Source organism: Streptomyces sp. Ag109_O5-10, assembly GCF_900105755.1.
Lineage (GTDB): Bacteria > Actinomycetota > Actinomycetes > Streptomycetales > Streptomycetaceae > Streptomyces.
Window position 1 is genome coordinate 8695115 of sequence record NZ_FNTQ01000001.1, and the last position, 18082, is coordinate 8713196.

Annotated in this window: 14 protein-coding genes, 1 pseudogene and 1 riboswitch; of the genes and pseudogenes, 9 read left to right on the plus strand and 6 right to left on the minus strand. The window is 73.3% G+C overall.

Going from position 1 to position 18082, the window contains the following annotated elements; genetic code table 11:
- Positions 1 to 11 precede the first annotated feature (11 nt).
- Positions 12 to 2231: an NlpC/P60 family protein gene (locus tag BLW82_RS46405; protein ID WP_371131448.1), complete on the minus strand. Its 2220-nt coding sequence runs from the start codon at positions 2229 to 2231 to the stop codon at positions 12 to 14.
- Between the two features lie 10 nt (positions 2232 to 2241).
- Positions 2242 to 2416, minus strand: a riboswitch (cyclic di-AMP (ydaO/yuaA leader).
- 406 nt (positions 2417 to 2822) lie between these two features.
- On the opposite strand from BLW82_RS46405, the gene BLW82_RS39625 reads away from it, so the two are divergent.
- The 5 genes from BLW82_RS39625 (at position 2823) to BLW82_RS44745 (ending at position 9518) form a co-directional block, all read left to right on the plus strand.
- Positions 2823 to 4796, plus strand: coding sequence for a DUF1996 domain-containing protein (locus BLW82_RS39625; protein ID WP_093506868.1), 1974 nt, complete (start codon positions 2823 to 2825; stop codon positions 4794 to 4796).
- Positions 4797 to 5171: 375 nt separating this feature from the next.
- Complete coding sequence (locus BLW82_RS39630) at positions 5172 to 6488, plus strand: lipase family protein (protein ID WP_093506871.1); 1317 nt, start codon at positions 5172 to 5174, stop codon at positions 6486 to 6488.
- A gap of 55 nt (positions 6489 to 6543) precedes the next feature.
- Entirely contained in the window at positions 6544 to 7002 is a 459-nt protein-coding gene (locus BLW82_RS39635; protein ID WP_093506874.1) for a flavodoxin family protein, read from the plus strand.
- A 102-nt stretch (positions 7003 to 7104) separates the two neighbouring features.
- Entirely contained in the window at positions 7105 to 9240 is a 2136-nt protein-coding gene (locus tag BLW82_RS39640) for a hypothetical protein (RefSeq protein ID WP_093506876.1), read from the plus strand.
- A gap of 26 nt (positions 9241 to 9266) precedes the next feature.
- Positions 9267 to 9518 (plus strand): hypothetical protein, encoded by a 252-nt coding sequence (locus BLW82_RS44745; RefSeq protein WP_177233214.1) that lies wholly within the window; start codon positions 9267 to 9269, stop codon positions 9516 to 9518.
- Between the two features lie 151 nt (positions 9519 to 9669).
- On the opposite strand, the gene BLW82_RS39650 is transcribed toward BLW82_RS44745, so the two are convergent.
- Positions 9670 to 10347 carry an ATP-binding protein gene (locus BLW82_RS39650; protein WP_093506880.1) on the minus strand — a complete coding sequence of 226 codons (678 nt, stop codon included), beginning with the start codon at positions 10345 to 10347 and terminating at the stop codon, positions 9670 to 9672.
- Positions 10348 to 10674: 327 nt separating this feature from the next.
- Here BLW82_RS39650 and BLW82_RS39655 point away from each other — a divergent pair, with 327 nt between their 5' ends.
- The 3 genes from BLW82_RS39655 to BLW82_RS39665 all read left to right on the plus strand — a co-directional run bounded on the left by BLW82_RS39655 (position 10675) and on the right by BLW82_RS39665 (position 12724).
- On the plus strand, positions 10675 to 11550 hold the full coding sequence (locus tag BLW82_RS39655) for a helix-turn-helix domain-containing protein (RefSeq protein ID WP_093506882.1): 876 nt from the start codon (positions 10675 to 10677) through the stop codon (positions 11548 to 11550).
- Position 11551: 1 nt separating this feature from the next.
- Positions 11552 to 11788: a DUF397 domain-containing protein gene (locus BLW82_RS39660; protein WP_177233215.1), complete on the plus strand. Its 237-nt coding sequence runs from the start codon at positions 11552 to 11554 to the stop codon at positions 11786 to 11788.
- A gap of 120 nt (positions 11789 to 11908) precedes the next feature.
- Positions 11909 to 12724, plus strand: coding sequence for an SAM-dependent methyltransferase (locus BLW82_RS39665; protein ID WP_093506885.1), 816 nt, complete (start codon positions 11909 to 11911; stop codon positions 12722 to 12724).
- Between the two features lie 76 nt (positions 12725 to 12800).
- Here BLW82_RS39665 and BLW82_RS39670 read toward each other — a convergent pair whose 3' ends face one another.
- From BLW82_RS39670 to BLW82_RS39680, 3 genes are all read right to left on the minus strand, one after another.
- Positions 12801 to 13586: an NPP1 family protein gene (locus BLW82_RS39670; RefSeq protein WP_093506887.1), complete on the minus strand. Its 786-nt coding sequence runs from the start codon at positions 13584 to 13586 to the stop codon at positions 12801 to 12803.
- A 377-nt stretch (positions 13587 to 13963) separates the two neighbouring features.
- Entirely contained in the window at positions 13964 to 15124 is a 1161-nt protein-coding gene (locus BLW82_RS39675; RefSeq protein ID WP_093508519.1) for a PP2C family protein-serine/threonine phosphatase, read from the minus strand.
- A gap of 183 nt (positions 15125 to 15307) precedes the next feature.
- Positions 15308 to 16297, minus strand: a complete 990-nt coding sequence (locus BLW82_RS39680) for an aldo/keto reductase (protein ID WP_093506889.1) — start codon at positions 16295 to 16297, stop codon at positions 15308 to 15310.
- A 150-nt stretch (positions 16298 to 16447) separates the two neighbouring features.
- Here BLW82_RS39680 and BLW82_RS39685 point away from each other — a divergent pair.
- Positions 16448 to 16690 (plus strand): annotated as a pseudogene (locus BLW82_RS39685) (LysR family transcriptional regulator); the annotation flags it as partial.
- Positions 16691 to 16798: 108 nt separating this feature from the next.
- Here the strand turns inward: BLW82_RS39685 and BLW82_RS39690 are convergent.
- Positions 16799 to 18025 (minus strand): cytochrome P450 family protein, encoded by a 1227-nt coding sequence (locus BLW82_RS39690; RefSeq protein ID WP_093506891.1) that lies wholly within the window; start codon positions 18023 to 18025, stop codon positions 16799 to 16801.
- Positions 18026 to 18082 lie beyond the last annotated feature (57 nt).

Consider the following 18082-nt stretch of genomic DNA (forward strand, 5'->3'; position numbering starts at 1 on the left):
GCCGCGGAGGGTCAGGCCGGGCGGATCACCCGGTGGATCGCCGACTCCCCGGCGTTGTAGATCGACTCCTCGCGGATGAGCGCCCCGGGGCTCGGCGCGTGCACCATAGTGCCGCCGCCCGCGTAGATCCCCACGTGGCTGTCGTCGTCGAAGAAGAAGACCAGGTCGCCCGGCTCGACGGCGGCCAGCGTGATCGGGGTGCCGGCCAGCGTCTGCTCCGGCGCGGTACGCGGCAGCGTGACGCCCGCGGCGCGCCAGGCGGCCTGGGTCAGGCTGGAGGCGTCGTACGCCCCCGGCCCGGTCGCGCCCCAGACACACGGCCGGCCGATCTGCTCCCGCGCGAACGCGAGCGCCTTCATCGCCTTGCCCGGCTCGGCGGCTGCGCCCGGCTGGAGGAAGGCGCCGGCGTCGGCGTAGCCGCCGGGCGCCGGCTCGGCGGTGGTGGGCACCGGGGCCGGGACCTGCGGGGGTGCGGTCGGCAGGGGCGTCGTGGGCACCGGGGCGGTGACGACCGGCGCGGGGGCGGCCATGGGCATCGCCATCGCGGGCGCGGCAGCGATCATCGCCTCGGGCGGCGCGGTCATGGCCGTCGGCATCGCGGCGGTCGGCGGTGCCGTCATCGGCGCCGCCATGGTGGCTGCCATGGGTGCGGGCATCGCCGCGGTGGGCGCCGCCATCGCGGTGGGCATGGCCATGCTGGTGTCGTATGCGTAGGCATAGGCGTACGCGCCGTCGGCGGACTGCATGGCCGCCGGATAGGCGCCGGCCACGTCGGCGGCGGGTGCCGCGGCGAAGGGGGCGGCCGTCGGCATGGCGGCCATGGGCGGGGCGGGGACGGCGGGGGCTGCCATGGGGTACCCGCCGGCGCCATAGGCGGTGCCGTATGCGGTGCCGAATGCGGTGTCGGCGGCGACCGGCGCAACGTCGGTGTAGGAGGCGGGCGCGTTCGGCGACATGACCCGGAAACCGCCGACGTCCATCGGGCTGGGGGCCGGGGCAGGAGCGACGGGCGCTGCGGTCGGGAAGGCGCCGCTGTTCGTGGGGTCCGCGGTCGGGAAGGCGCTGGTGCCCGTCATGGGGTCCGCGGTCGGGAAGACGCTGGTGCCCGTCATGGGGTCCGCGGTCGGGAAGACGCTCGTGCTCGCCATGGGATCGGCTGTCGGGAAGACGCCCGGGTCGGCCGGCGTCGGCATCGGGAACGAGCCCGTGGCGCCGGGCGTCATGATCCGGAAGGAGCCGGTGTCCCCCGGGGCCGGAGTCTGGGCGGCGCCCGCGTCCATGGCGGGCGCGCTCTGGTAGGTCCCGCCGACCGAGCCGCCCGGTGTCATGACGCGGAAGCCGCCCGTGTCCGCCGCGGCCCGGGTCGGGGCGCTGTCGGCACCCCCCGGGGTCATGATGCGGAAGGTGCCGGTGTCCGAAGGGGACACGATCGGGATGCCGCCCGTCTCGGTCACCGCCGGGAGCGCGCGGGTGGCGGCAGGGGAGTCGGGCCTGGCGGGGGCGCTGCCGGTGCGCTGGTCGGGTATGCCGACGGCGGGCGCCTGCCACTGCTGCGCCGGGGCCGGGGCCCCGGGTGTCGGCCAGGGGCTGGTCGACGGCGGAACGGCCTGGACGACAGGGGCCGGGGCAGGGGTCGCGTCGAGGGCGGCGATCGCGCGCTGCCCGGTGCGCTGGGACAGCACCTCGCGCGCCTTGGCGAGCTTGAGCTGGTTCTTGGTCTTCGAGGCACCCGGCGTCGGCCGCTGCGGCCCGGCGGCGGGCAGCGCCCGGGGCGCACCCGAGGTCCCCGCGGGCAGCGCCGCGGCGGGCCCCGCCGTCAATTCCAGCCTCGGGCGGGCCGGCAGCTCGCGCACGACCTCGATCTCGCTCTGCCCGGACGGTCCCGCGGTCAGCTCCAGCCGGGCCGGGCCGGAGTCCTCCAGCTGGCCGAGCAGGTCGGCGGCCATGGCGCTGACGGGCCGCCGCGGGCCGGGCCGGGCGGGCTGCCGGTCGGAGGGCAGCGCGGCCGGAACGCTCGGCCCGAGCTTCGAGCGCGCCCCCTCGAACCACTCCCGGGCGATGTTGTCGAGGCCCGGGTCGTCACGACGGGGCCGTTTGAACAGCGGGACGCCGCGTGAGCGCGAGCCCCCGCTCAACGCACGGGTGGCGTTGTAGTTCCCGGTGGCGTTCTCGGCCTGGTCGTAGAGGCTGTCGATCCGCTGCCGAACCTCGTCACGGCTCTCGGGCGCCATTGAGGGGTCGTGCTCCTTCCGTACTCCGCCTACCGGGTTAGCTGTCGGGTTCGGGCGGTCGAATCCGGAAGGCATGCCCTACGGCCTTTGTCCTTGCGGACGGCGGCCGATTCACCCCAGTGGTCGGTTGGGTCCCCGGCTCCGGATCAGCCCCTGAGGGGCACCGGACTCGGCGGAGGCCGCACGGCCCGACGGGATTCGCCGGGGGGAGCCGAGCGGCTTGCCCGTCAACTTAGCCAACTTGTGTCACTCGTGTGAAGGTTGAAGTGGCTAATGTCCGATACGTATTTGTGATGTTCGTCGTAGCGTTCGGAACTCGACCGTGCGGAACGGTATTTCGCGCGCATCCATTGCATTCGCAGGGTCACCGGGGCGTTGCCGTCGGTCGCGTTCGCCTGCCGCGGCGCACGCGCTTTCTGTGAGGTCACCGTGAATTCGCGGGTCTGTTGAACACGGTGGGGCTGTGAGCCGTATAGGGCGGGGGATTTCCATGCCCGGCCGCCCACGACACGCAGGGGAACGACCTTGAGACGCAACAGGCGCAGACGCCCGACCGGCGCACAACGCGCGACCTTCGCAGCGGTCGCCCTGATGCTCGGCGGCGGGGGACTGGTCGCGGTGAACGTCTATGCCTCGGCCACCGAGAACGGCGGGGACCAGGGACAGGTCGCCACCGGCCAGGTGCTGTCCGCGCCCACGATCTACTGCCCCGACGTCGGCAGCCGGCTGACCGCGGTTCCCGACGGCGCCCGGGCGGACGTCGACCGTGAACTCGCCCAGCTGGACCAGCAGATCGCCGCCGCCTACCAGCAACTCACCCAGTCCGCGGCCGAGATCGAGCAGAACCCCGGCTTCGCCGGCCAGACCATCATCGACCCGCTGAAGGCGGAGCGGTCCGAGTCCCTCCAGCGCATCGCCGACGCCATCGGCCGCGAGGGCGACCGCCCGCAGGGCCTCGACGAGCTCGCCGCCTGCACCCTGCGCTCCTCGAACCAGGGCGCCGGGCAGTCGGCGGCCCCCCAGGGCAGTGCCACGCCGAGCCAGAGCGGCCAGGGCGGCGCCGCGCCGAGCCAGGGCGCCGGAGCCGGCGGCCAGGGCGGCAACGGACCGGTCGCCGCCGACTACGCGGACATCACCTCGGTCCAGCCCAACGTCTCGACCCCGGCCGAGCGGTCCGGCGGCTCCACCGGCACGTTCTCCTCCAGCTGCGGTGTCAACGCGAACGGCCTGTTCAACTCGGACAACGTCATCGTCGCCCCCGGCGTCTCCAACGGCGCCCACCACTTCCACGACTACATCGGCAACCAGTCCAACAACGCCTTCGCCAGCGACCAGGACCTGGCGAACGCGCAGACCAGCTGTGCGGACCAGGGCGACAAGTCCACGTACTACTGGCCCGTGCTGCGGCTGCAGAACGGCAAGCAGGAGCGGGACGCCGACAAGCCGGGCGGCGGCACCGAGGGCAACGCCGGGCAGATCGTCACGGCCAAGCAGGTCACGCTGACCTTCGAGGGCAACCCCACCTCCAAGGTCACCGAGATGCCGCGGCTGCTGCGCATCATCACCGGCGACGCCAAGTCGTTCGTCAACGGCCCGGCCAACGCCAACGCCTCCTGGAGCTGCACCGGTTACGAGGACCGGCAGCTCAAGGACAAGTACCCCCTCTGCCCCTCCGGCAGCGACGTCGTGCGCACGTTCCGGTTCCAGAGCTGCTGGGACGGCCGGAACATCGACAGCGCCAACCACCGCACCCACGTGGCGTTCGAAGGCCCCGACGGCAGCTGCCCGGCCGGTTTCCAGGCCATCCCGCAGCTGGTGCAGCGCATCGTCTACGACGTGGCCGCGCCGAGTCTCCAGGACGGCGGCCGTACCGTCCCGCTGTTCGCGGTGGACTCGTTCCCCGAGCAGCTGCACAAGCCGGTCACCGACCACGGCGACTTCATCAACGTCTTCGACGAGGGCCTGATGCGGAAGATGGTCGACTGCATCAACTCCGGCCGCAAGTGCGGCGCGGGGGCCGACGAGCAGCCCCCGTCCCAGAGCGCGGAGCCCTCGCAGCCGAGCGGGACCGCGAGCCCGTCCGGGCCGCCGGCCGCGACGCAGAGCGCCGAGCCCTCCGAGCCCGCGACCCAGCAGCCGTCGTCGGACCAGCCGTCGTCCGAGCCCCCGGCCGGCACCCCGGCCACGGAGACCGCCACCGCCCCGGCCCCTGGCTCCGGTTCCGGCTCCACCGGGCTGCCGAGGGTCTACGCGACCGCGTCCCCGAAGAAGACGTCGACCACCAAGTCGTCGGGCGGCGGTGTGATCAACGAGCCGACGCGGCGGCCCGACACCCAGGCACCCACCGGCAGCGCGGCCGCCTCGCCGACCGGCACCGCGGCCGCCGCTCCGGCCGGCCAGGAGACCCCGCCCACCGGTTCACAGACCGAGCCCCAGACCGAACCCCAGGCCGTCCAGGGCGGTCTCGCCGAGACCGGCGCCCACCTGTGGCCCGCGGTCTTCGGCGGCCTGCTGCTGGTCTCCGGGGCCGCGTTGCTGTGGCGCACCAAGCGGACCTCGTTCTGACCTGTCACCTGCCACGCAGCGTGTCCTGGGCGGGCTCGAACGCGGGGAGCATCTCGTCGTGCTCCGCGCTGTCGAGCCCGCCCAGGTGCGCCCGCCGAACCGGCGGCGCCAACCGTGCCCGCGTGCCCGGTCGCCCCGCTGGAACCGCGCACCGGCATCATGACGTCGGCCGAGCCTCTCCCTGCCGGCCGCTCGCACCCATCGTGCGCGTGTGCGCCCAGCGCCCAGTTGTTGACGGACCGTCACATTACCGAACCGTAATCTGACGACTGCTACCCCCGGTAACGCGCGGCTCGTTACCGTCGGGTAAACCGCCCCGCCCCGTCGGCCGCTCCGGGGACGTCCTCCGCACCCCCCACGTCCAGGAGGTTCCCCATGCCTGTCCGCGTCCGCCTGCTGGCCACCGCCGTCGCCGTCGCCGCCTGTCTCGGTCTCCAGACCCTGCAGGCCACGGCCTCCCAGGCGGAGGTCTCCCGGGGCGTCACCATCCCCGCCTTCTACGACCCGCCGGCCACCCTGCCCACGGCCGACGGCGCCCTCGTCCGCACCGAGCCCCTCCCGCTGGCCCTGAGCCTGCCGAGCCTGTCCGGGCCACTGCCGGGCACCGCGACCCGGCTGATGTACAAGTCCACGGACTCGGCCGGCGACCCGGTCGCCGTCACCGGCGCCTACATCGAGCCGACCGCCCCCTGGCTCGGTCCCGGCGCCCGCCCGCTGGTCGCGCTGGCCCCCGGCACCATGGGGCAGGGCGACCAGTGCGCCGCCTCCATGGGCCTGCAGTACCCACTGATCCTCAACGGCCGGACGGTGTCCGTCGGTTACGAGGACCTGTCGATCTACCGGCTGCTCGCCGAGGGCGTCGCGGTCGTCGTCACCGACTACGTGGGCCTCGGCGCCACGGACCGGGTCCACACCTACGTCAACCGGCTCGACGGCGCCCACGCGGTCCTGGACGCCGTACGCGCCGCCCGGCACCTGGCCGGCGCCTCGGTCACCGCCGCCTCGCGGGTGGGCCTGTTCGGCTACAGCCAGGGCGGCGGCGCCACCGCCGCGGCCGCCGAGCTGCAGCCCGCCTACGCCCCGGACATCACCCTCTCCGGCACCTACGCCGGGGCACCGCCCGCCGACCTCACCGCCGTCACCGCGGCCATCGACGGCAGCGACCTGGCGGGCGCCCTCGGCTGGGCGGTCAACGGCTTCGTACAGGCCGACCCGGCGCTCAGGCCGGTCGTCGACGCCCACCTCGGCACGACGGGCCGGGCCGCCCTCGCCGACCTCGCGACGATGTGCGTCGGCGACGCGCTCCTCGCCTACGGATCCCGGCACAGCACCGCCTGGACGAACGACGGCAGCTCCGTCTCCCAGGTCATCGCCGAGGAGCCCGTCCTCCAGGCCTTCCTCGACGACCAGCGCATCGGACGGACCGCGCCCGCGAGCCCGGTGCGGCTGGCCACCGGCGTCAGCGACGACCTCGTCCCGCACGCGCAGGCCCGGCAGCTCGCCGTCGACTGGTGCGACAGGGGCGCGGACGTCACCTACGTGCCGGTCCTCCTGCCGTCCACGGGCCGGGCCCTGCTGAACCACCTGGAACCCCTGCTCACCGACCAGGGCGACGCCATCGCCTGGCTCACCGCCCGGCTGACCGGCGTACCGGCCGGCTCCAACTGCCGGAGCATGCCCCTACAGCCCTGAGTGCCGGCCCGCCGGCAATTTGCCGTCGGCGGGCGGCGCACGGCAGGGTGCCGGTGTGCCCACCTTGCTGATCGTCCACCACACCCCCTCACCGCACTGCCAGGCCATGTTCGAGGCCGTGGTCTCCGGGGCGACGACCCCGGAGATCGAGGGCGTGCGGGTCGTGCGGCGGGCGGCGCTGTCGGCCACCGCCGCCGACGTGCTCGCGGCCGACGGATACCTCCTCGGCACCCCGGCCAACCTCGGCTACGTCTCCGGCGCGCTCAAGCATTTCTTCGACCAGATCTACTACCCGTGCCTGGACGAGACGCGCGGCCGCCCCTTCGGGGCCTACGTGCACGGCGGCAACGACGTCACCGGCGCCCTGCGCGCCCTCGACTCGATCACCACCGGCCTCGGCTGGCGCCGGGCGGCCGAACCGGTCACGGTGACCGGCGAACCCCGCAAGGCCGACATCGAGGCGTGCTGGGAACTGGGCGCGACGGTCGCCGCCGGCCTCGCCGACGACGCCTGACCCCGGTGCGGCCGCCGTTCACCCGGACGGACGAAGGTGCGGGCGCCGCAGCCAGGGCACACGATGGGAGCAGGCGATGTCGTCGATCCCGGGGAGCGCCGGATGGCAGCGGAGCGCCGTGCCTGCGGGCCGCCCGCGGCGGAGATGCTGCGGGAGTGCGCCCGTGACGTGGTGGCCGTCGCCGAGGGCATCCGCGAGGTCTCCGCACGGACCAGCTCGGTCCTGTTCGCCCCGGCGCTGACGGGTTCCGCGCGCCGCCGCCCGCGCACCGGCGTGGCCGCCCGCTGGGCGCTGCTGCGGACGCTCACCAACAGGCAGGGCCTCGGCGGCTCGGCGATCGTCGCGCCGGACGGCGTGGGTCATCTGCTCGGCGCGGCGGGGGAGGCGCTGGGCCGGGCGAGCCTGGCCCAGTTGGTGGCGGTCACCTCGCTGCGGCTGCGGATCGCCGCCGTACTCCTCGACCACCCCGAGTTCGGGCGCGACCCGGGCATGCGCCGGCTGGCGGCCGCGGTCGGCGCCGACCGCGGCCCGGAGGCGGCCGTCCGCGCGCTGCGGGCCCTCTTCAAGGACCGGGACGCCCAGCGCCCGCTCTCCGCGCTCGCCCCCATCCTGGCGGATCTCCTCGCCGTCCGGGGCCTGCTGGACGAGGACCCGCTGAGCGACGAGACCGCCTGGGCGCTGGCCGCGGGACGGCAGCTGAGCGCCGGCCCGGTCCGGGGCACCGACGCCTCCCACCTGGCCGGCCCGGCCCGGAGCGCGGGCGCCGCCCAGGCCGTCGAACCCTCCGTCCAGGAGGCCGGGGCCCTCGCCACCGAGGGCTCCTTCCTCGGCTTCCTGCGCAACATCGACGTACTCGCCGGGGACGCCCGCGTCCTCGTCCAGGAGGTGCGCGGCCCCGACGGCGTGCTCCGGTACGTCGTGCAGGCACCCGGCACGGCCCCCGGCCGCCCCCGCGACGACTCCCCGCAGGACTTCGCCGGCGCCTGGCGCAACCTGTTCCTGACCGACTCGCCGTACGCCCGCTCGATCCTGCTGGCCATCCGGGACCACGGCATCCCGCGCGGCGCCGAACTCGCGCTGGTCGGGCACGGCGAGGGGGGGACCGCCCTGCTCAGCCTCGCGCAGGACGACGAGTTCTGCCGCGCCTACCGGGTCACCCACGTGGCCGTCGTCGGCGCGCAGACCGACGACCGCAGACCCGCCGACCCGCGCACCTGGGTGGCCGGCATCACCAACCGGCACGACATCGTCCCGGTCCTGGACGGCCCCGGCGCCCCGCACCCCAACAGGTACCGGGTCGACTACCCCGGCCCCACCCGCGAGTTCCCGCGCTGCCACCTGCTCCGCGTGTACATCGACGACCTGGAGACGGTGGTCCCGCAGGCCCGGGCCGACGTCGACCGGGCCCTCGCCCGTTACCGGGGCCCGGTCGAACGCACCCGTGTCTACCGGCTCAGGGACCGCCGCCGCCCGCCCGAGGGCTACCCGTTCCTGGCCGTCCCCACCACCGGCCTGGCCACGTCGGCGGGCCCGGTCGACGTGCCGGTGCGCTACTACGACTCCTCCGCCGCGCACCTGTGCTTCCCGGTCGACACCGACGTGGCCCGCAGCCTGCTGCCCGACGTCACCTGGATGGTCCCCACCCGGCTCGGCCGCCGCGCCCTCGCCGTGCTCTCCCTCTACGAGCACCGCTGCACCACCATCGGCCCGTACACGGAACTCGGCCTGTCGGTGCTGGTCGACGACCTGTGGCGGCCGCACGCGTACGACCTCGCCGCGGACCTGGTGCGCCGTGCCGACCTGCGGCGCACCGGACGGTACGTGGTCGCGCTCGCCGTCGGCACGGAGGAGGCGCGGGCGGTGGCCGAGGAGCTCTGGGCGCAGCCGGCCGTGCACGGCGCCGCCGAGATCGAGCTGCAAGGACGGGAACTGCGCGTCCACGCGCCCGAGCTGGGAGTGTCGGTGGAGGGCCGCCCGGGCCCCGGCGCCCGCTGTCCCGAGGCGGACTGGGTGCTCTACGGGCGCCGGGGCGAGAGCACCGTACGTACCCTGGTCCGCGCCCACGGCAGACCGCGCGTCCATGCCCGTCCCCGGCTGCGCTTGCGGCTCGACGGCGCCCACGGGCCGCTCGCCCGGCACCTTCAGATCCTCGAACTCGACGCCGTGCGGCCCGGGTTCGTCCTGACCAGCCCCCGGTTCGTGGCCCACAGAAGCGCCGGCGCGGTGCTGCCGCGCTAGGCATCCCCCGAGGACAGGTGAACCTCATGGCGACCGAATCCCGTCCCGCCACCGCCGCCCCGGAACTCCTCGCGTACGTGGACGGCCTGCGGGTCGACGCGGACCGGATGGACGGCTACGCCGAGCGGCTGCGCGGCGCCGCCGAGCGGCTGGGCGACTGTGCCGGGGCCCCGGAGTGGAGCGGTGCCGCCCTGGAGCGGCAGGCGACGGCCTGTGTGACCGCCGCGGTACAACTGCGGGCGGCCGCCGCCGCGTTGCTGGCCCACGCGGTGGAGTGAACCGCGGCTCCCGGCCGGCGAGGCGGCAGGGCCGGGACAAACGCGTCCCGGCCGCGGGGTGGTGCCGGTGGTTCAGCCGGCCGGAGCGGTGTGGGGTTGTTCCGGGCCGGGCTTGGGGCGGGTGCGGGTCCAGGACGGGTCGGCTGCGGGTTCAGGAGTGGGGGGACGGTCCATGGGTCGGGGGGCCTCCTGAGGCGTGGGGGGTGGTGAGCGGTGCGTCCGGCGCCGTCGACAACTCGGCCCAGACGACCCGGGCGGCGGGCCGTCCTTCCGGCGCGGTCGTGACGCCCCAGTCGAGACTGAGCGCGTCGACGAGGAACAGGCCGCGCCCGTTCTGCTCGTCGGGCTTGGCCCGCCGGGGCGCCGGGAGCGCGATGCTCCCGCTGTTCTGGTCCTCGACCTCGATGTGGATCCGGTCGGCTCCGGCGTGCACCCGGCAGACGATCCGCCGGCCGGCCGAGTGCACGATCGCGTTGGTGACCAGTTCCGAGGTCACCAGGACCGCGTTGTCGAGGGCCTCCTCGCACACGCCCCACGAGCCGAGCAGCTCGGCCACGCTCCGGCGGGCGTTGCCCACGGCGCGTGGGGTCGGCGCCAGGTCGAGGACCCGGCTGCGCGGGGCGGGCCGGTCCCCGGAGGCGAACCGGTCGAGGCCTTGCGGCCCAGGGAGTCGACCGAGGCGTTCGCCTCCGGGTGGTCTGGGGACGCCCGTCGGCTCCGACGGGCGGTACGGGCCCTCGGCGGCGGCCGCCAGGGCCGGCCGGGGCAGGCCGGGTATGTGGTCCTCGGGCAGTCGGTCGAGCGGCTGGGGGAGAGAGGGCGGGGCCATCGCCGTGCGCCTTTCGTCCGGCTTCGCAGCGTGGGGGCTGATCGGTCGCGTGCGTCCCGGGCCGCGCGGGGGCAGACGACGACCCGTGCCTGGACGGCGCCGGACCGCAGCTCAGTCTCCCCCAACTGCACTGCTTCGCCTGCTCCTTGGTCGGCCGGAGCAGTGACTCCACTCTGGCATCTGCCAACATCGGCTCGCAACCAGCAAGTTGAAAATTGCAAGAAGCGAAGTGCATGCTGCTCCCGGTAGGAAGTGATCGAACGCGCACGTGAACGATCACGCGTACGTGAGACGGTGACCCTGGAAGCTGGTGTGAGGGGGTAGGGCGTGACCTCGGAGACCGACTGGGGCGGAGCCCCGTCCGTCCTGCGCATGATCCTCGGCCGGCAGCTGGAGGAGATGCGGACCCGGGCCGGCCTGACCTATGAGCAGGCGGCCGCCGCGATCGGGGTCAGCCACTCCACGATCCGCCGGATGGAGGCCGCCAAGGTGGCCCGGCTCCGGCTGGCCGACGCCGAGAAGCTGCTGCAGGTCTACGGCGTGACGGACCGCCAGGAGATCGACACCTTCCTGCAGTCGGTGCGCGAGGCCAACAAGCGCGGCTGGTGGCACACCTACCGCGACGTGATGCCGGACTGGTTCGCCGCGTACCTGAGCCTGGAACAGGCGGCGTTGCAGATCCGTGCCTACGAGAACCAGTTCGTGCACGGCCTGTTGCAGACCCGCGAGTACGCCGCCGCCCTGCTCGGCGCCGGCAACCCGCACGCGCCGAGCGAGGCGACCGAGCGCATGGTGGCGCTGCGCATGCGCCGGCAGGAGCTGATCACCCGGCCCGCGCCGCCGCGGCTGTGGGTCGTGATGGACGAGACCGTGCTGCGCTGGCCGGTCGGCGGCGCCGGGGTGATGCGCGCCCAGATCGACCATCTCATCGGGATCAACCGGCTCCCCAACGTCACCTTGCAGATCATGCCGTTCGCCAACGGCCCGCACCCCGCCATGCGCGCGGGCGCGTACCACCTCTTCCGGTTCAAGGCCCCCGAGCTGCCCGACATCGTCTATCTCAACGGCCTGGTGGGCGCTGTCTACCTGGACAAGAACGACGACGTGGTGGTCTACCGCGAGGCCCTGGACCGGCTGGGCGCGCAGGCGACGCCCGCCAGGAAGACCGAGGCCATCCTCGGTGCGATTCGCAAGGAGCTCTGACGTGCACCACCCCATACGCAACGGCATCCCGTCCCGGCAACTCGGCGCGCGCGGCTGGTCCAAGCCGTGGAGCGACGACGCCGGCGGCGCCTGCGTCGAAGTGAAGAAGCTCGCCGACGGCCGGGTCGCGGTACGCCAGTCGACCGACCCCGACGGACCGGCGCTGGTCTTCACACCCCGTGAGATGACGAGTTTCCTGTCCGGAGTGAAGGCGGGTGACGCCGACTTCCTGATGTGATCGGATTCTCCGGAACTTCCTTGCTATAGCTGATCGTTCAACAAATTCCCCACATCCCGTGCAGCACAGCGCAGCCCCCCGAACACCCCCGCATCCCTCACCTGAATGGGAGACACGGCGTTGCCCGACAACGGATGGCCGGCCGACCGCATCGACACCGAGAACGCGCACTCCGCCCGGATCTACGACTACATCCTGGGCGGCAAGGACTACTACCCCGCCGACCAGGAGGCGGGCGATGCGATGGCCCGGGAGTGGCCCGCGCTCCCGATCCACATGCGCGCCAACCGCGACTGGATGAACCGTGCCGTGCGCTGGCTCGCCGAGGAGGCGGGGATGCGCCAGTTCCTGGACGTCGGGACCGGCATCCCCACCTCCCCGAACCTGCACGAGATAGCCCAGGAGGTCTCCCCGGACTCCCGGGTCGTCTACGTGGACAACGACCCCATCGTCCTCACCCTGTCCCAGGGCCTGCTCTCCAGCACGCCCGAGGGCCGGACGGCGTACATCGAGGCCGACTTCCGCGACCTGACGGACCTCTACGAGGCCCCCGAGCTGCGCGAGACCCTCGACCTGGACAAGCCGGTGGCGCTCACGGTGATCGCCATCGTCCACTTCATGCTCGACGCGGACGACGCGGTGGGCGTCGTCCGACGGCTCCTCGAACCGCTGCCGTCGGGCAGCTACCTGGCGATGTCCATCGGCACCGCCGAGTTCGCCCCCGAGGAGGTGGGCCGGGTCGCCCGCGAGTACGCGGCCCGCAACATGCCGATGCGGCTGCGCACCATCGACGAGGCCCACCAGTTCTTCGAGGGCCTGGAGCTGGTGGAGCCGGGCATCGTCCAGGTGCACAAGTGGCACCCGGACGGCAGCGGCGAGCAGGGCATCCGCGACGAGGACATCGCGATGTACGGAGCGGTGGCCCGCAAGCCGTAGCAGGGGTTCCGTGCCGGGGCCCGGCTCACCTTCCCGGCCCCGGCACGGTCGTCTCGCCGCGAGGACGGCGCCCGGGTCAGGCGTTCGGGTCGAACGAGATCCCGGACGGCATGGAGTAGCCCAGGTTGGCGTTGAACGAGCCGTCCTTGATCTTGATGGTGGCCTCGCCGAAGTCCGCGTTCATCAGCTTGTCGCGGTAGCCCGCCGGATAGCCGTCCCAGCCCACCAGACGCGGGAAGAACCAGCCGCCGGTCACGTTCTCCGGCGGGTCGTCGTTGGAGTTGGCGAACCGGAAGTCGTGGGTGGACAGGCCGTCCTTGTGGTAGACGATCTTCGGGTGCGTGCCGTCGAACCGGATCGCCGAGGCCGGCTGCACCAGGTAGCTGCTGTGCTGGGAGACCGAGACGTACTGCACCTGGTTGTTCTGGATCCACACGATGACGTGTTCCCAGTCGTGCCGGTGCCCGATGGCCAGCGGCCCGTACGTCGCCTGGTCCTTCTCGAAGTAGCTGGCGTACATCACCGCGCACCAGCCGTTGTTGCACTTCTCGCGCGAGTACGTGTTGGCGTTGGCGAGTTGCGCGTAGTCGTGGCAGTGGCCGTTGACGTCGCCGCCGAGCGAGAGACCCGGGTTGATGGTGCCGTCGGCGCCGATGGCCGCGGTGGCGTAGCAGCCGTCGCCGTCGTAGTCGTAGGCCGGGGAGAACGTCTGCTCCAGACCGTCGGCGTTCTGCGGCAGCAGCGTCAGAACGTCGGCGTGCGCGGTGGCCGGCACGGCGACGACCAGCGCGAGCGCGCCGAGAGCGGCGGCGAGGGCCTTGCGGAGCGGCCGTCTGCGGGTGGGGGATTGCAGTTCGGTCATGGGGACTCCCTGTCGGTGAAAGGCGAAGCGGAGTCTCGCAGTCAGCCCCTGCCGACGACCACCCTTACGACTTAACTTTGACCGAAAGGCAATTGAACAGCGCGCCCAACTCGGCTGCTGTCAAACGCTGTTGACCTGCTGTGAGTCCCCCGGATGCGGTTGGCGCAGGGCGTACCCCCGAGGCCAGGCTGCTCGTCGGTGCGTCCCCTCACCGCCCCGAGAGGCAACCCCCGTGAGCGACACGGACAGCACGCTGCCCACACCGGCCGAGGCCAGGACCGCGGCCGGCACGGCGGTGTCCACGGAGTCCGGACCCGGCTTCCTGGCCAACTGGGCCACCCTGCCCGGAGGCACGGTCCGCGGAGTTCCGAGGCCCGCTAGGACCGTGCGGAGCCGTGGCCGAGGACGCCGTGGTGGTGAGGGTGGTGCACGGCCGAGGTGCGGTGCAGGGCGATCAGGGCCGCGTCGTCGCCGAGGTGGCCGCCCGCGTGCGCCAGCAGGTCGCGCCGGATGCGGAACATCAGCGCCTCCGGTGAGGCGTCCGTCCACTGGGCGACCCGTTCGGCGAGCGGGTAGAAGCGGCCCTGCGCGTCCCGGGCCTCCACGACACCGTCGGTGTAGAGCAGCAGGGTGTCACCGGGCTCGAACGAGAACACGTCCAGGGTGCGCTCAATGCCGCCCGCACCGTGCACACCGAGCGGCGGCGACGGGTGCAGGCTCGGCACCGTGACCGCGTGCCCCGGGCTCAGCAGCAGGGGCGGGGGATGACCGGAGCTGGTCATCCGGGTCACCAGGTCCTCGTCGGGGATCTCGACCAGCAGCGCGGTGGCGAACCGCTCGGCCGCCTCCTCCCGGGGCTCCAGATCCTCCGCGTACCGCTGCACGCTCTGCTCCAGGGCGGTGGCGAGGTCCGGCAGGGTGATGTGCCGGTGGGCGGACTCCCGGAACGCACCCAGCAGCAGCGCCGCCTCGCCGATCGCGGACAGGCCCTTGCCCCGGACGTCGCCGATGAGAACCCGGACCTCGCCGTCGCAGCGGGTGGCCGCGTACAGGTCGCCGCCGATCTGCGCCTCGTCCTCGGCGGCCAGGTAGAGCGAGGCGATCCGCAGCGGGCCGATGTGCTCGGGCAGCGGCCACATCAGGACGTGCTGCGCGGCCTCGGCGACCGTGCGCACCTGGGCCAGCTGGGCACGGCGCCGATCGCGGACCGCGCTGTAGACCACCACGATCACCGAGAGCAGCACCAGGGTGACGATCTGCACGATGTGGTTGGCGGTGGTCAGCCCGCCGTGGAGCACGGCGATCAGCAGCTGGGCGACCACCGCGAGCGCCCCGACCAGCGCGGTGGACCGGGGGCCCGCGAAGGACGGGGTGAGCGCCGGGGCGATGACCAGGGCCGGCCCCAGATGGATGTCCTCGGGCGCGCGCAGGTCCGCCACCGTGATCACCACGATGAGCAGCACCGGGAGCAGCAGCAGCGCGTGCGACGACTGCCACGACCGCCGCAGCCCCGACACGCACCCCTGCAGCTTCCCCATGGCACCAGCGTGCGCCACCACCGGGGTACCGGCCACCGAGAGCCGGGCGGCGCCCCGGAGACTTCCGGCTCTCCGGGCGCGCCTCCGGAAGTGCCGCGACATGCCGTCCGCCGGCTGCGCCGTCGTCGTGGCTGGTCGCGCAGTTCCCCGCGCCCCTTTGGGGCGCTACTTCGGGGGTGCTGTTCAGAGGTTCACGGACCGCATCCCGGCCTCGTCGTAGCGGTCGCCCGCCGCCCGCGGGACCTCGGCCTCGATCCGGGCCAGGTCCTCCTTGGTCAGCTCGACGTCGACCGCGCCCGCGTTCTGCTCCAGGTAGGCGACGCGCTTGGTGCCCGGGATCGGGACGATGTCGTCGCCCTGGGCCAGCACCCAGGCGAGGGCCAGCTGGGCCGGGGTCACGTCCTTCTCGGCGGCGATCTCCTTCACCTTGGCGGCCAGCCGCAGGTTCGCCTCCAGGTTGTCGCCGGTGAAGCGGGGGCCGGTGCGGCGCCAGTCGTTCGCGTCGAGGTCCTCGGGGGAGGAGAAGCGGCCGGCGAGGAAGCCGCGGCCCAGCGGCGAGTACGGAACGAAGCCGATGCCCAGCTCCCGGCAGGTGGGGAGCACCTCGTCCTCCGGGTCCCGGCTCCACAGCGAGTACTCGGTCTGTACGGCCGCGACCGGGTGCACGGCGTTGGCCCGCCGGATCGTGTCGGCGCTCGCCTCGCTCAGCCCGATGTGCCGCACCTTGCCCTCGGCGACCAGCTCGGCCAGCGCGCCCACGGTCTCCTCGATCGGCACGTTCGGGTCGACGCGGTGCTGGTAGTACAGGTCGATGTAGTCGGTGCCGAGCCGGTCCAGCGAGCCGTGGACCGAGCTGCGGACGTGCTCGGCCGAGCCGTCCTGCGGGCCGATGCTGCTCATGTCGCCGGGGACGGCGTGGTCCATCCGGTAGTTGAACTTCGTGGCGATCACGTACTCGTCCCGGTGCCCCCGGACCGCCTCGCCGACCAGCGATTCGTTGGTGAGCGGTCCGTAGAGCTGCGCGGTGTCGAGGAAGGTGATCCCGAGTTCCCGCGCGCGGCGGATGGTCCGCACGCCTTCGTCCTCGTCGGCGGTGCCGTAGAAGGCGGACATCCCCATGCACCCGAGGCCGATGCTGCTCACCTGAAGATCCCGCAGATTCCGCTGTCGCATGTGACTCCCAGCCTTTCCCGCTGTCGCGTTCTCCCTCTGGACGCTACGACTTCAAGAGCACTCGAAGTCAAACGGGCGACCGCCGATCCGGTACACCTGGACCCGGAGCCCGTACCCTGTCCCCGTCGCCGGGACCGCCGCGGAGGCCGCATGCCGCTGCGCCGGCTCGAATACCTCGTGGCGCTCGCCCGCGAGCGGCACTTCGCCCGGGCGGCCGCCGCCTGCCATGTCTCGCAGCCTTCCCTGTCCGCCGCGATACGGCGACTCGAACACGAACGCGACGTGCCGATCGTGCGCCGGGGCCGCCGCTACGAGGACCTGACCCCCGAGGGCGAGGTCGTGCTGGCGTGGGCGCACCGCATCCTCGCCGAGGGCGACGCGCTCGGCGAGGAACCGCTGAGCAAGCGCCCCGAAAGGGGCGCCGGGGGTACCCCCGGCCGAAGGCTGCGGGAGGAACTGCGCGACCGGCCACGACGGCGCCGCGGCCGGCCGACGGCGTACTCAAGGAGTCAGCCGGACCGGCAGTTCGAAGAGGTCGTTCTGGGTGACCACCGGCTTGTTGCGCAGCTCGGACGCCGGTACCGCCAGATCCAGGCCGGGGAAGCGGTCGTACAGCGCGGGCAGCGCCACGCCCGCCTCCAGCCGGGAGAGCGCCGCACCCGGGCAGACGTGCGGGCCGTGCCCGAAGGAGATGTGCCGGTTCGCCGACTCGCGGGTGACGTCGAACTCCCCGGCGCTCGGCCCGTGCGCGTTCTCGTCGCGGCCGATCGCGGCGTACGAGACGATGAGCGCGTCGCCTGCCGGAAGCACAGTGTCGCCGACCGGCACGTCCTCGGTGGCGAACCGGATCAGCACGTGCGAGGTCGGGGTGGACCAGCGCAGGGTCTCCTCGACCACCGCGGACCAGTCCACCTCGCCGGAGAGCACCTTGGCGCGCTGGTCGGGGTGGGTGGAGAGGTTGACCACCGCGTTGACGATCAGGGAGATCGTCGTCTCGTGCCCGGCGGCCACCATCAGCTGGAGGGTGGAGACGATCTCCTCGTCGGTGAGGTGGTCGCCGTCCTCGGAGGCCAGGATCAGAGCGCTGGTGAGGTCGTCGCCGGGCTCGGCCCGCTTGGCGGCGACCGTCGCCGCCATGATCCCCGCCAGCTCGGTGAGGGTCGCGACGACCTCCGCGGGCGGGGTCTGGGTGGAGAAGAACTTCTCGAACAGCACCTTCAGGCGGGGCAGTTCGGCCTCGTCGATGCCCATCAGGTCGGCGATCACGAACATGGGCAGCGGGTACGCGAAGGCCGCCTTGAGGTCGACCGTCTCCTCGTCCGCCGGGAGGCCGTCCAGCAGGTCCTGGGTGAGCTTCTGGATCCGCTCCCGCATCTGCTCCACCCGGCGCGGGGTGAGCGCCTGCGCGACCAGCGTGCGCATCCTGCGGTGGTCGGCGCCGTCCACGGTCAGCATCGAACGGCCGGGGTTGGCGAGGCCGATCAACGGCCAGTCCGGCGCGATCTCGCCGCGCTGCCAGGCACCCCACACGTTGATGTCCTTGACCAGGCGCGGGTCGGTGAGCAGCGCCTTGGCCTCGGCGTGGTGCGTGACGGCCCACACGGGCACCCCGCCGGGCAGCTCCACGGCGGCGAGGGGACCGGCGGCGCGCAGCCGCGCGCTCTCGCCGTCGAGGTCGGTGACGAAGGGGTCGAGGGCGATCCGGGCTTGTTCGGTACCGGTCGTCATCGTGACGTGCCTCCCAGGGCAGGGTCGGAGTACTGCGCCGATCGGTGCTGCGCCAAA

Bases quoted from the DNA above. Each gene is read 5' to 3' on its own strand.
- BLW82_RS39675 (WP_093508519.1), bottom strand. From the start codon at position 15,124: ATGGGGAAGCTGCAGGGGTGCGTGTCGGGGCTGCGGCGGTCGTGGCAG.
- BLW82_RS39650 (WP_093506880.1), bottom strand. From the start codon at position 10,347: ATGGCCCCGCCCTCTCTCCCCCAGCCGCTCGACCGACTGCCCGAGGAC.
- BLW82_RS39680 (WP_093506889.1), bottom strand. From the start codon at position 16,297: ATGCGACAGCGGAATCTGCGGGATCTTCAGGTGAGCAGCATCGGCCTC.
- BLW82_RS39640 (WP_093506876.1), top strand. From the start codon at position 7,105: ATGGCAGCGGAGCGCCGTGCCTGCGGGCCGCCCGCGGCGGAGATGCTG.
- BLW82_RS46405 (WP_371131448.1), bottom strand. From the start codon at position 2,231: ATGGCGCCCGAGAGCCGTGACGAGGTTCGGCAGCGGATCGACAGCCTC.
- BLW82_RS39670 (WP_093506887.1), bottom strand. From the start codon at position 13,586: ATGACCGAACTGCAATCCCCCACCCGCAGACGGCCGCTCCGCAAGGCC.
- BLW82_RS39630 (WP_093506871.1), top strand. From the start codon at position 5,172: ATGCCTGTCCGCGTCCGCCTGCTGGCCACCGCCGTCGCCGTCGCCGCC.
- BLW82_RS44745 (WP_177233214.1), top strand. From the start codon at position 9,267: ATGGCGACCGAATCCCGTCCCGCCACCGCCGCCCCGGAACTCCTCGCG.
- BLW82_RS39625 (WP_093506868.1), top strand. From the start codon at position 2,823: ATGCTCGGCGGCGGGGGACTGGTCGCGGTGAACGTCTATGCCTCGGCC.
- BLW82_RS39690 (WP_093506891.1), bottom strand. From the start codon at position 18,025: ATGACGACCGGTACCGAACAAGCCCGGATCGCCCTCGACCCCTTCGTC.